Source organism: Streptomyces sp. T028 (assembly GCF_048159505.1).
Classification (GTDB): Bacteria; Actinomycetota; Actinomycetes; order Streptomycetales; family Streptomycetaceae; genus Streptomyces.
Genome location: NZ_JBLRVZ010000031.1, coordinates 190,930 through 202,829, shown reverse-complemented (window position 1 = coordinate 202,829; position 11,900 = coordinate 190,930). Strand labels below are relative to the sequence as shown.

At 68.2% G+C, this 11,900-nt stretch carries 12 protein-coding genes and 1 pseudogene; 6 read left to right on the top strand and 7 right to left on the bottom strand.

Features of this window, described 5'->3' with window-relative positions; genetic code table 11:
• Window positions 1-7: 7 nt before the first annotated feature.
• Both ACLZN2_RS29750 and nudC read left to right on the top strand, forming a co-directional pair.
• On the top strand, window positions 8-1,420 hold the full coding sequence (locus ACLZN2_RS29750) for a dipeptidase (RefSeq protein WP_416982396.1): 1,413 nt from the start codon (window positions 8-10) through the stop codon (window positions 1,418-1,420).
• 153 nt (window positions 1,421-1,573) lie between these two features.
• Complete coding sequence (gene nudC, locus ACLZN2_RS29745; protein WP_416982395.1) at window positions 1,574-2,518, top strand: NAD(+) diphosphatase; 945 nt, start codon at window positions 1,574-1,576, stop codon at window positions 2,516-2,518.
• A 49-nt stretch (window positions 2,519-2,567) separates the two neighbouring features.
• Here nudC and ACLZN2_RS29740 read toward each other — a convergent pair.
• A pseudogene (locus tag ACLZN2_RS29740) lies at window positions 2,568-2,663 on the bottom strand (NrdH-redoxin); the annotation flags it as partial.
• A gap of 54 nt (window positions 2,664-2,717) precedes the next feature.
• Between ACLZN2_RS29740 and ACLZN2_RS29735 the strand changes: the two are divergent.
• Complete coding sequence (locus tag ACLZN2_RS29735; protein ID WP_416982393.1) at window positions 2,718-4,421, top strand: recombinase family protein; 1,704 nt, start codon at window positions 2,718-2,720, stop codon at window positions 4,419-4,421.
• 56 nt (window positions 4,422-4,477) lie between these two features.
• Here the strand turns inward: ACLZN2_RS29735 and ACLZN2_RS29730 are convergent, their stop codons facing one another.
• Window positions 4,478-5,095 carry a helix-turn-helix domain-containing protein gene (locus ACLZN2_RS29730; RefSeq protein WP_416982392.1) on the bottom strand — a complete coding sequence of 206 codons (618 nt, stop codon included), beginning with the start codon at window positions 5,093-5,095 and terminating at the stop codon, window positions 4,478-4,480.
• Window positions 5,096-5,585: 490 nt separating this feature from the next.
• Between ACLZN2_RS29730 and ACLZN2_RS29725 the strand changes: the two genes are divergently transcribed.
• The gene (locus ACLZN2_RS29725; protein WP_242329732.1) at window positions 5,586-6,170 is read left to right on the top strand and encodes a recombinase family protein; all 585 of its coding nucleotides are present in this window, start codon (window positions 5,586-5,588) and stop codon (window positions 6,168-6,170) included.
• A 228-nt stretch (window positions 6,171-6,398) separates the two neighbouring features.
• Here the strand turns inward: ACLZN2_RS29725 and ACLZN2_RS29720 are convergent, their stop codons facing one another.
• From ACLZN2_RS29720 to ACLZN2_RS29700, 5 genes are all read right to left on the bottom strand, one after another.
• On the bottom strand, window positions 6,399-6,605 hold the full coding sequence (locus ACLZN2_RS29720; protein ID WP_416982390.1) for a hypothetical protein: 207 nt from the start codon (window positions 6,603-6,605) through the stop codon (window positions 6,399-6,401).
• Between the two features lie 281 nt (window positions 6,606-6,886).
• Window positions 6,887-7,693 (bottom strand): helix-turn-helix domain-containing protein, encoded by an 807-nt coding sequence (locus tag ACLZN2_RS29715; protein ID WP_416982437.1) that lies wholly within the window; start codon window positions 7,691-7,693, stop codon window positions 6,887-6,889.
• A 23-nt stretch (window positions 7,694-7,716) separates the two neighbouring features.
• The gene (locus tag ACLZN2_RS29710; protein ID WP_416982389.1) at window positions 7,717-8,226 is read right to left on the bottom strand and encodes a DUF6879 family protein; all 510 of its coding nucleotides are present in this window, start codon (window positions 8,224-8,226) and stop codon (window positions 7,717-7,719) included.
• Window positions 8,213-8,428 (bottom strand): hypothetical protein, encoded by a 216-nt coding sequence (locus ACLZN2_RS29705; protein WP_307713518.1) that lies wholly within the window; start codon window positions 8,426-8,428, stop codon window positions 8,213-8,215. The genes ACLZN2_RS29710 and ACLZN2_RS29705 overlap by 14 nt, the downstream gene beginning before the upstream one ends.
• A gap of 155 nt (window positions 8,429-8,583) precedes the next feature.
• Window positions 8,584-8,841, bottom strand: a complete 258-nt coding sequence (locus tag ACLZN2_RS29700) for a mycoredoxin (protein WP_416982388.1) — start codon at window positions 8,839-8,841, stop codon at window positions 8,584-8,586.
• A gap of 193 nt (window positions 8,842-9,034) precedes the next feature.
• Here ACLZN2_RS29700 and ACLZN2_RS29695 point away from each other — a divergent pair, with 193 nt between their 5' ends.
• Window positions 9,035-11,269 carry an ATP-dependent DNA helicase UvrD2 gene (locus tag ACLZN2_RS29695; RefSeq protein WP_416982387.1) on the top strand — a complete coding sequence of 745 codons (2,235 nt, stop codon included), beginning with the start codon at window positions 9,035-9,037 and terminating at the stop codon, window positions 11,267-11,269.
• A 145-nt stretch (window positions 11,270-11,414) separates the two neighbouring features.
• Entirely contained in the window at window positions 11,415-11,738 is a 324-nt protein-coding gene (locus ACLZN2_RS29690; RefSeq protein ID WP_416982386.1) for a hypothetical protein, read from the top strand.
• The last annotated feature ends 162 nt before the right edge of the window (window positions 11,739-11,900 follow it).

Here is an 11,900-nt window from a genome sequence, read left to right as displayed (position 1 = left end):
CGTGACCATGAGCCACACCGTTGACAGTGCCGTCAGCGCCGTCCGCACGTACATCGAGCAGCACCGCGCCGCCTTCCTCGACGACCTCGCCGAGTGGCTGCGCATCCCGTCGGTGTCGGCGCAGCCCGACCACGCCCCCGACGTACGCCGCAGCGCGGACTGGCTCGCCGCGAAGCTGAAGGAGACCGGCTTCCCGACCGCCGAGGTCTGGCAGACGCCCGGCGCCCCCGCCGTCTACGCCGAGTGGCCCTCGGGCGACCCCGAGGCACCCACCGTCCTGGTCTACGGCCATCACGACGTACAGCCCGCCGCCCGCGAGGACGGCTGGGACAGCGACCCCTTCGAGCCCGTCGTCCGCGAGAACCGCCTCCACGCGCGCGGGGCGGCCGACGACAAGGGCCAGGTGTTCTTCCACACCCTCGGCGTGCGGGCCCACCTCGCCGCCACCGGCCGTACGGCCCCGGCCGTCCACCTCAAGCTGCTGATCGAGGGCGAGGAGGAGTCCAGCTCCCCGAACTTCCGCGCCCTCGTCGAGGAGCAAGCCGAGAGGCTCGCCGCGGACGCCGTGATCGTCTCGGACACCGGCATGTGGTCCGCTGACACCCCCACAATCTGCACGGGCATGCGCGGCCTCGCCGAGTGCGAGATCCGCCTCTTCGGCCCCGACCAGGACATCCACTCCGGCTCCTTCGGCGGTGCCGTCCCCAACCCGGCCACCACGGCAGCCCGCCTCGTCGCCGCCCTGCACGACGAGCACGCGCGCGTGGCCGTCCCCGGCTTCTACGACGGCATCGTCGAACTCACCGACCGGGAACGCGAACTCTTCGCCGAACTGCCCTTCGACGAGGAGCGGTGGCTGCGCACCGCCAAGTCGCACGCCGCCCACGGAGAGGCCGGACACACCACCCTGGAGCGCGTCTGGGCCCGCCCGACCGCCGAGGTCAACGGCATCGGGGCCGGCTACCAGGGCCCCGGCAGCAAGACGATCATCCCGTCCGCGGCGTTCGTGAAGCTGTCCTTCCGACTGGTCGCGGGCCAGGACCCCGACCACGTCGAAAAGGCCGTCCGCGTCTGGGCCGACGAACAGATCCCCGCCGGGATCCGGTACGAGATCGCGTTCAGCCCCGCCACGCGCCCGTGCCTGACCCCGCTCGACCACCCCGCCCTGCGGTCCGTGGTCCGCGCCATGGGCCGCGCCTTCGAAGGGCCCGTCCGCTTCACCCGCGAGGGCGGTTCCGGACCCGCCGCCGACCTCCAGGAGGTCCTCGACGCCCCCGTGCTCTTCCTGGGCATCTCCATCCCCTCGGACGGCTGGCACGCGCCGAACGAGAAGGTCGAGCTGGACCTCCTCCTCAAGGGCGTCGAGACCACCGCGTATCTCTGGGGCGACCTGGCGGAGAACTGGCGCCGTGCGCCCTGACGACGACCCCGCTCGGCCCGGAGCGGGTTTGCGCGCGGCGCACACTGGAAAGGCCGCATCGCAGCGCCGCACCGGACCCGGTCGCCCCCTCCCGCACGTCCCGCTGAACCGCCCGCCGAATCAACCGTTCCACCGGGGGAGTTGGAAGCACCCGTGACCACCTGGACCGACCAGAACGCCGACAGGCCCATCTCGCTCACCGCGCCGAGCGGCATCGACCGGGCCGCCCACCACCGGCTCGACGAGGCCTGGCTCGCCGCCGCGTGGAGCCACCCCACGACGCGCTGTTTCGTAGTCTCCGGCGGCCAGGTCCTCATCGACGAGACTCCCGACGGCCGGACCGAGCTCGTCATGACGCCCTCCTTCGAGGCGCCCCTCACCGAGGCGCACCGCTACTTCCTGGGCACCGACGCGGAGGGCGTCAGCTACTTCGCGCTCCAGAAGGACGCCCTGCCCGGCCGTATCGACCAGTCCGCCCGCCCGGCCGGACTGCGCGAGGCCGGGCTGCTGCTGTCGCCCCGGGACGTGGGCCTGATGGTGCACGCCGTCGGCCTGGAGAACTGGCAGCGCACCCACCGCTTCTGCTCCCGCTGCGGCGAGCGCACGGTCATCGCCGCGGCCGGACACATCCGCCGCTGCCCCGCCTGCGGTGCCGAGCACTACCCGCGCACCGACCCCGCGGTGATCATGGCCGTCACCGACGAGGACGACCGCATCCTCCTCGGCCGGCAGGTCCACTGGCCCGAGGGCCGCTTCTCGACGCTCGCCGGCTTCGTCGAACCCGGCGAGTCCATCGAGCAGGCGGTGCGCCGCGAGGTGTTCGAGGAGGCCGGGATCAGCGTCGGCCAGGTCGACTACATCGCGAGCCAGCCCTGGCCGTTCCCGTCCAGCCTGATGCTGGGCTTCATGGCCCGTGCCACCTCCACCGCGATCGATGTCGACGGCGACGAGATCCACGAGGCCCGCTGGTTCTCCCGCGACGAGCTCACCGCCGCCTTCGAGGCAGGCGAGGTCCTGCCCCCGTACGGCATCTCCATCGCGGCCCGCCTGATCGAACTCTGGTACGGCAAGCCCCTGCCGACGCGCAGCTTCGTCTGAGAACAACTCGACGGGGGCGCCCCGCCCGGGACGCCCCCTCTGCGATCGCCTACGCGCCGATCTTCTGCTTCACCTGCGCCAGCGACGGGTTCGTCAGCGTCGAACCGTCGGCGAAGAGCACCGTCGGCACGGTCTGTAGACTTCCCTCTTACCTTGTGGCGGCCGGGGAGGGCTGCCCATGGCTTGGGGAGGGGCAAGGGTGAACGACAAGCCCAGGGCGCTTGGTGTGGTCCGTCTGTCCGTAGGTAACGAGAACCAGACCGGTGAGGAAACGCAGCGGACCCGCATCAGCAAGCGGGCGGACGCGGAGGAAATGGAGCTGGTCGACTTCGCCGTCGACATCGATGTATCGGCGTCCATCTCGCCGTGGGTGCGCCCGTCGCTGGGGGACTGGCTCAACAACAAGAAGGACCAGTTCGACCACATCATCATCCTGAAGATCGACCGCATCGCGCGGTCGGTCCGCCACCTCTCGGACATCATCGAGTGGTGCGAGGCGAACGGTAAGGGCCTCATCTCCTGCGAGGAGGGATTCGACCTCTCGAAGCCGTGGGGCAAGACCATCGCCAAGATCCTGGCCGTGGTCGCAGAGGCCGAGCTGGACGCCATCAAGGCCCGCAACAAGGCTTCCCGGGAGACCATGCGGAAGACCGGCCGCTGGCCGGGTGGCCTTGTCCCGTTTGGCCGCAGAGCGGTGAAGGGCGATGCGGGCTTCACCCTGGAACTCGACCCTGAGTACGGCCCGACGCTGATCGAGATGATCCGGCGCTTCATCGAGAAGCCGAGCTTCTCGGCTGTCGCCGACTGGCTGAACGAGCAAGGCGTGCCCACGGCTCAGGACATCGCGCGTATCCGTGCGGCGGCAGGCGAGAGCACGACTCGGCTGGCGGACCCGAAGCCTCGGGGGGCCAGGTGGACGCCGACCACAGTGCAAGCCGTACTGGTCAGCCGCTCTCTGCTCGGGGAGTACGTGCGCGCCAATGGCGCCGCTGTCCGCAACGACGATGGCACCCCCGTCATGCGGTCTGAGCCGGTACTGAACGAGGAGGAGTGGGCGAAGCTGTCGGACGCCGTTGCCTCGGTCAAGTACAAGAAGCAGAAGGGCTCTACGTCTCCGACTGTGGGCGTGACGTTCTGCATGCTCTGCGGCAGCTCCCTGTACTTCGTGAAGGGCGACCCAGCCAAGGGCAAGCGGGAGCGGTACCGCTGCCACGGAAACAAGAGCAAGGGCATTCAGGCATGCCCGAAGCAGAGGTTCTGGGCAGAGGACTTGTACCCCTGGCTGGAGTCGGCTCTGTTGGGAGAGATCGGCCACCTGGAACGGATGGAGTCGAAGACGACCATCGACGACAGCCGTGCGGCGAAGCTCGCCGTCATCGACGGCAGGATGAACCAGCTCCTGAAGGAACTTCAGCAGGGCGAGATCAGTGCCGTCGCATACGGCTCGCAAGTCGCCAGCCTTGCCCAGGACCGGGAGAAGGTCACCAGCGAGGAGGGGCCGAAGCCGGTGACCGTGTGGACGGGCACGGGCGAGGGATACGCGGAGTGGTGGGAGCGGTCGAGCGTCGACGAACGGCGCGAGTGGCTGAAGAAGCACAAGGTCAAGGCGTACTTCGGACATGACGTCCTGGCCATCGATCCAGGCGACCTGATCGAGAACCTCAAGCAACAGGGCATCACGTACTGGGATGTGCCCTCCAAGTCTTCTCAGGTGCTCTCACCGATCACGCCGATCTCGTTGCCGGGCAAGCCGTACGAGAAGCCGAAGTCGCTTACGGGGGCGGAGTGGGAGATCGTCAGCCGTTGGGAGGACTTCGAAGCAGAACGGGCAGCGCAGCGGGCGAAGGCTGAGGAGGAGACCAAGGGAGCAGGGGAAGCCAAGATCGTTCCGGCGTCCGCCTGATGCAGGATGAGCAAGCGAGGAAGGCCCCCGGCTTGGGGGCCTTCTGTCGTTCCGAGTCAGAAGGGCGGCGGCTCGTGTTCTGCCTCGCGGAGCCGATGGGCCGAGTTGTCGTAGTCGAAGTCGGCTGGCATGGGAGCTGTGTACGACTCGCCGAACCACTTCCGGTGGCGCTCCTCTTGCTTGACCGTCGCCAGGTCTACGAAGGACAAGGTGGGGGCCGAAGGCCCCCCAAGGGAGTCAGCCCCTTCGTCTTCCTTCTGGGGGCCGCTTACGCGGCCCACCTTCGCCGGCTGCTTGCGCTCTTCGTCTTCGCCCTGTCGGCCCCCTACGGGGGGCCGCTCTCCGCCTACCGGCTTGCTCTTCGCCGCTGGCTCCTCTCTCCCACCGCCGTCGCTCTTGAAGGTATGTAGGTTGTATGGCTCCTCAGCCATACCCCCCTGCTTCGGCAAGGTGAGTCGGTAGATCACTGGACCATCCGGCACCTTGCCGGTCTTCGTGAGCCAGCCAGCCTTACGTAGCCTGCCCACGATCTTGTTGACCGTCTGCTCTGGAGCCCTGCCGCCGTAGCCGAGTTCCCTGGCGATCGTCCCGTTCGACGGGCACACGTTCTCGCCTGTCTCGTAGTCCGCGTACAACGCCATGGTGACGCCGACCAACTTCTCTGCGTGCTTCATGTTCGAGCGCACCAGCGCACGACGCCATACGTGTTCCTGTATCTCGGGCTTCCCTTCGCCGAAGACTCAACAAGGACTCCAAAATCTACAGGTCGCCAGAGACAAAAGCGCAGTTCATCGCATGTGAGGCGCCTCTCAGGCGGACCCCAGAACCGTGGCAGGATTTGGGCCGCCAAGACACGGCGGTCGAGCAAGGCCCCTTCAAGGGGTCATGCCCCACCCCCTTCCGCCGTTGCCTCTCACGTCGCCCCTGCCCGCTCCGCTGTCGACAGGCTGAGCCAGGGCGAGCGAGGCGGGCGAGAGCACAAGGGCAGGCAGGCATGCGCACGACCGTGGCGCAGCGTGACCAGTAACGGGCGTCTCGAAAACCAAGGTTTGTGAGACGAGGTGGCAAGCATCCCCAAAGGGGGCGCAGCACTGTTCAAAACCCGTCTCGAAACTCCTGTCTCGGGCTTGATCTTTTGAGACGAGTTCTGAGACAGTCCGTGTCGTGACGACGAACACGATCACCGGTCAGCTCATCGGATACGCCCGCGTCTCCACCGATGACCAGGAAGCACAGCTCCAGCGCGACGCACTGACGGCCGCTGGCTGTGCCCGGATCTTCGAGGACAAGGCCAGCGGGAAGAACACCAACCGGCCAGAGCTCACGGCCGCACTGGACTACGCCAGGCCCGGCGACACCCTGTGTGTATGGAAGCTGGACCGGTTCGCCCGTTCCCTCATCGACCTTGTGACCATGGTCGACACCCTTCGAGAGCGAGGCATCGGGTTCAAGGTGCTCACGGGTGCACTGGCCAACATCGACCCCGGTACGGCGGACGGCCGTCTCATGCTTCAGGTGGTCGGGGCCATGGCGGAGTTTGAGCGCAGCCTGATCAAGGAGCGCACCCGCGCAGGGCTGGACGCAGCCAAGGCGCAGGGGCGTACCGGCGGACGGCCGACTGTGGTCGATGAGGACGTGCTCACCGTGGCCCGTGCGAGGAAGGCCAAGGGCGAGAGCGTGAGCGCCATCGCCAAGGCTCTCGGGATCTCTCGAGCCACGCTCTACCGCCACCTTGGAGAGAGCGCCTGAGACAGGCGCACAGCACCTTCCGACAGGCCCTCGGCTCACGCCGGGGGCCGCTGTCATACGTGGGTGTCTGACGCCGTCCGACAGGCGTAACGATGCCTGCCCCTGCCGACCACGGGGGGAGTCGACAGAGGCAGGCACAGGGGGTGCAGGTCGCTCGAACCGCTCCCCCTTCCGGCACACCTCGGTCGTGATGCCTCGCCGTCCCTCAGAGCGCCGGGGACCTGTCGCTCACTCGTCCCAGACCACCATCGCGAACGACGTACAGACACGCCGGAAGCCCTTGTGTCCGCTCCGGCCCGTGTGGCTCATGCACTCCACGTCTACCGCCGCGCCGTCCGTGGCGGGCGTGGCCGTCCACTGGCAGTGAAGGCACTCCGCTTCGAAGGTCACGTCAGTGTCCGGGTGCTGCGTGATCCGATGCTTCACGTACCGCATGACGGAGCGCACCATCACTCGGCCCCGTGGTCTTCCCGCAGGTGCGTACGGAGTACGACGTTCGCATCTGACGCCTTCGAGTAGTCCCCAACCGATCGGGCGTTGGTTCGAGTCACCGCGATACCGAGGCACTCGCGGCAGCCTGCCGCGGGGTCCGGCTCCCGGGCTGGAGCTGTCAGGTGCACTGGCTCCGCCATCGTCGTCTTCGGTGTGCTCATCCTGTACGGCCTCCCCGCCTGGATCTCGCTGCGGTCCATCCTTGGGGATCCAGCGAAGCGGCCCTACGTTCTTTCCTGTTGAGGCAAGAACTCGTCTCGGATGCTCTCGACCAGGGCGCGCATGTCATCGCCGAAGAGCGCCACGTCGGCGAACCGCTCGAAGGTGTCGACGTACGTCTGTATGTCCCTGGGGTCCCGTGTCGTGACCTCCGAGTGGAACGTCTCGACGATCACAAGCCGGTCATCGTGGATGCTGAAGCACGTCATGGGGAAGTCCGGCATCCGGCCGGCCAGTGGCACCACCCCAACGGTCACGTTGGGAAGGCGGGACAGGGATACGAGCCGATCAAGTTGTACCGCCATCACGACTGGCTCACAGATCAGCCACCGTAGGACGTGCTCACAGATCACGAAGTAGAACGACCGGCCGTCTTCGTAGAGCGTCGCCTGCCGCTCCATCCTCGCTGCCACCGTCCGAGCCCTGGTCTCGTCCGGCAAAGCTGGGGGCAGGGAGAACACCGCCGTGGCGTACTCCGGGGTCTGGAGGAGTCCGGGGATGAGTTGCCCCTGAAACAGCCTGAGAGCGGTTGTGTTGGCCTCGATGGCCTTGATGGTGTTCTGGTGCTTCCAGGGGCCCATACGGCGCAGCAGGCGCCACGCTGTGGCCTCGGTGACCTCGGCTCGGGCAGTTGCGAGGAACTGTTCCTTCACTGCGTCCGAGACGTCGAGCGCGGACAGGATCAGGTCGACGTCCTGAACGGTGGGCAGGGTCCGGCCGTTCTCGATCTTCGAGAGCTTCCCTGCGGACATGGAAGCCCTGCGGGCTACCGCGTCACCGGTCAGTCCCGATGCTTCCCGCAGTGCCCGCAGGGCTCTCCCGATCGACTCCGTGGTCAGTGATGCCGCTCCCAGTAGGCCGCGAACGGGACGGCGCGGGTGAGCGCCACGTCGCGGTAACCCTGGTACTCCCTCAGCCGGTCGGTAGGCAGGAGTTCACCGCCGATGAACTTGCCCTCGGGGGTGTAGTGCATGCGGTACACCTCACGGTCGTCGAAGAGCCAGAAGTCGTGATCGGGCAAGCCGGTCACCTTCTGCTCGGCAAGGTCGATGATCCCGATGGACTCCCCGGCCTTGATGTTGCCGGGGTAAGCCGACAGCTCGTAACGCAGGTAGTCAGTCAGAGGGGAGCGCAGGACATGAACGCGGGACACGCTCTTGCCCTTGTCGGTCATCGAGCGCACCCATGGGTTGTCGCTCCACTCCGGGCCCATGTCCTCACCCGCGAGGAACCGAGCGATCTCCTCCCGCTCCTCCTCCACGTCATACACGTCGAGCGTCTCCAGCCGGAAGGCGGTCCGCTCGAAGGTCTCGAAGAGACGGCCGAACTCCTCACCGCTGAGCACGGAAGAACTCCTCAAGTACGGCGGCCGGGACCATGACGGCTGTCTCTCCTTCGGGGAGATCGAGCTGTGCCAGCCGCTCAGGGTCGGTGATCACGTAACCCTGCACCACGTAGTCCTTACCATCGTCCGTACCCCACAGCGTCGGGCACGTGCCGTTCTTGCACTCCGGGTCTCCCGACAGCTTCCGCAGCGGTGCACCCACGGCTTCCCCCTCAGGTCGACGGTCCTTGTCGCTTTCGATGCTTCTGGCCTTCGGCCAGCACGGTCAAGATCCCCGGCTTTCCAAAACGGGAAAGTCCCCGGAGCGCGCAAACCCCCGATCAGCTCCAGGCCGACCGGGGGTTGCGTATCGCGGGATCAGACGCCGAGCGCCTGCTTCACCTGGGCAAGGCTCGGGTTCGTCATCACGACCTCAGTGCCACCACTGGAGGGAACTACCTGAACAGTGGGCACCGTCTGGTTTCCGCCATTCGCCTTCTCCACGAACGCCGCGGACTCCGGGTCCTGCTCGATGTTGATCTCGGTGTACGCGATGCCCTCGCGCTCCAGCTGCTTCTTCAGCCGCTGGCAGTAACCGCACCACGTGGTGCTGTACATCGTCACAGTGCCCAGCATGTCTCTCGTGCTCCTTCGGAGGGTCGGGGACGGGCGATCGTAAAGGGGGAACGTACTTGAAAGCGCCACCATTCCCGTTCCGAACGACCTGGGCGTGACGTCCGCCCCAGAGGCCGCCGCATTAGTACGACTGCGGGGTCCCGCCTGTGGACAACCGGCTCGCCCGTCTCCGCCGACCTGGCAGCATGGCCGTGTGACAGCAGCAACGCACTCCCCCCTTTTCCCGCGGGTCCCCGACTCGGCCGACGCGGTGCTCGAAGGGCTCGACCCCGAGCAGCGCGAGGTGGCCACCTCCCTGCACGGTCCGGTGTGTGTGCTGGCAGGAGCCGGTACGGGCAAGACCCGGGCGATCACCCACCGCATCGCCTACGGGGTGCGCGCCGGTATCCTGCAGCCCTCCAGCGTGCTCGCCGTCACCTTCACCAACCGCGCCGCCGGTGAGATGCGCGGCCGGCTCCGCCAGCTCGGCGCCCAGGGCGTCCAGGCCCGTACGTTCCACTCCGCGGCCCTGCGTCAGCTCCAGTACTTCTGGCCGAAAGCGATCGGTGGCACACTGCCCCGGCTCGTCGACCGGAAGATACAGCTCGTCGCCGACGCGGCAGCCGCCTGCCGCCTCCGCCTCGACCGGGGCGAGCTGCGGGACGCCACCGCGGAGATCGAGTGGTCCAAGGTCACCCAGACCGTCCCCGCCGACTACGCCCTCGCCGCCGCCAAGGCGGGCCGCGAGGCCCCCCGCGACCCCGCCGAGATCGCCCAGCTCTACGCCGCCTACGAGGACCTCAAGCGCGAGCGCGGAGTCATCGACTTCGAGGACGTCCTGCTGCTGACGGTCGCCGTCCTCCAGGACCGGCACGACATCGCCGAACAGGTCCGCGCCCAGTACCAGCACTTCGTCGTCGACGAGTACCAGGACGTCAGCCCCCTCCAGCAGCGTCTGCTGGAGCTGTGGCTCGGCGATCGGGACGACCTCTGCGTCGTCGGCGACGCCAGCCAGACGATCTACTCCTTCACCGGCGCCACCCCCGACCACCTCCTCGACTTCCGCACCCGCCACCCCGGTGCCACCGTCGTCAAGCTGGTCCGCGACTACCGCTCCACCCCCCAGGTCGTCCACCTCGCCAACGGCCTGCTCTCCCAGGCCCGCGGCCGCGCCGCCGACCACCGGCTGGAGCTGGTCTCCCAGCGGGACCCGGGACCCGAACCCGTCTACACCGAGCACACCGACGAGCCCGCCGAGGCCGAGGGAGCCGCCCGCCGCATCCGGGACCTCCTCGCCGCCGGCGTCCCGGCCGCCGAGATCGCCGTGCTGTTCCGCACCAACGCCCAGTCCGAGACCTACGAGCAGGCCCTCGCCGACGCCGGCATCCCCTACCAACTGCGCGGCGCCGAGCGCTTCTTCGACCGGCCCGAGGTACGCAAGGCAGGAGTCGCCCTGCGCGGCGCGGCCCGCTTCGGAGGCAACGACACGCTCCTGGAGGATGCCGTCGACCTGCCCTCGCAGGTGCGTGCCGTCCTCTCCGGCGAGGGCTGGACCCCACAGCCCCCGGCCGGCTCCGGGGCCGTCAGAGAGCGCTGGGAGTCGCTGGCCGCACTGGTCGGCCTCGCCCAGGACTTCGAGGCCGCCCGGCCCGGCGCCACCCTCGCCGACCTGGTCGCCGAACTCGACGAGCGGGCGAACGCCCAGCACGCCCCGACCGTCCAGGGCGTCACCCTCGCCTCCCTGCACTCGGCCAAGGGCCTGGAGTGGGACGTCGTGTTCCTGGTCGGCGTTGCCGAGGGCATGATGCCGATCACCTACGCCAGGACCGACGAGCAGATCGAGGAGGAGCGGCGTCTCCTCTACGTCGGGGTCACGCGCGCCCGCCAGCGGCTCCATGTCTCCTGGGCGCTCTCCCGCTCGCCGGGCGGCCGCCCGAGCCGCCGCCCGAGCCGCTTCCTCGACGGGCTGCGCCCTGGCTCGGGCACGGGAGCCGCCCGCGTCGGGGGAGCCTCCGGGGGCATCGAGCGCGGCTTCGGCACCGCCGGCGTGGAAACGGCGGCGGTGCCCCGCCGGACTCGGTGCACCCCGGCCAGGTGCCGGGTCTGCGGACGCACCCTCACCGACGCCGGCGAGATGAAACTGATGCGCTGCGAGGGCTGCCCCTCCGACATGGACGAGGGGGTCTACGAGCGGCTGCGGGAGTGGCGTGCGGGCCAGGCGCGGCGAGGCGGGCAGCCCGCGTTCTGCGTCTTCACCGACAAGACGCTGATGGCCATCGCCGAGGCCGTTCCCGACGAGGCGGGCGAGCTCGCGCGGATCCCCGGGGTCGGAGCGCGCAAGCTCAACCGCTACGGGGCCGATGTGCTGGCCATCTGCGCAGGCCAACCCCTCGAGGACGACGGGGAAGTGGCGTGGCGCGGAGATGATGCGAACTCGTCGAAAAAATAGTTTGCGCATGCCCCAGCAATCCCCATAGGTTCTTAGACACGGAAGCGGCGGCCTTCTCGAAGGCCCTGATTCCGTGCTCTACTTACATATCCGCAGGACTGGGTTCACCCCCGGTCCCCCGAGACGCCGAGAGGAGGCGATTCCAGTGATCATCATCAACAGCAGCTCCATCAGCACTGCCAAACTGACCGATCGCTCGGTCGTCTCCACGTGCATGCTCGGCGCCTCGACCCTGGGCACCGGTCTGTCCGGCATCCGTGCCGACCGGCTGGCGTCCTCCTCCGTTGCTCCCGCGGGCCTTCCCGTCCGTGAGCGCAATGAGCGACCGACCGAGGCACTGGAAGCAGTAGGGGCACAGGCGCAGGCCTATGCCTTTACCGAGGCCAGTGCCGGATTCCGGAAGCAGACGACGCAGCACCACCTGATGTGGGCCTTCCGTGGGCCAGAACCCTGGAGTGATCCAGCCTGATCGTCGATCAGGCCGGCGCCTTCAGGGCCGCGGAACCCCAACCGGGATCCGCGGCCCTTCTGTTTGTCCCCGTACCGGGGACAGACGGGCGAAGGGGCCTCGGGACAAGAAAAGCCGACACCCGGCCCAACAGGGCCGGACCGACAGACGAGGAAGACGAAA

Bases quoted from the DNA above. Each gene is read 5' to 3' on its own strand.
- ACLZN2_RS29750 (WP_416982396.1), top strand. From the start codon at position 8: ATGAGCCACACCGTTGACAGTGCCGTCAGCGCCGTCCGCACGTACATC.
- ACLZN2_RS29730 (WP_416982392.1), bottom strand. From the start codon at position 5,095: ATGAAGCACGCAGAGAAGTTGGTCGGCGTCACCATGGCGTTGTACGCG.
- ACLZN2_RS29720 (WP_416982390.1), bottom strand. From the start codon at position 6,605: ATGCGGTACGTGAAGCATCGGATCACGCAGCACCCGGACACTGACGTG.
- ACLZN2_RS29700 (WP_416982388.1), bottom strand. From the start codon at position 8,841: ATGCTGGGCACTGTGACGATGTACAGCACCACGTGGTGCGGTTACTGC.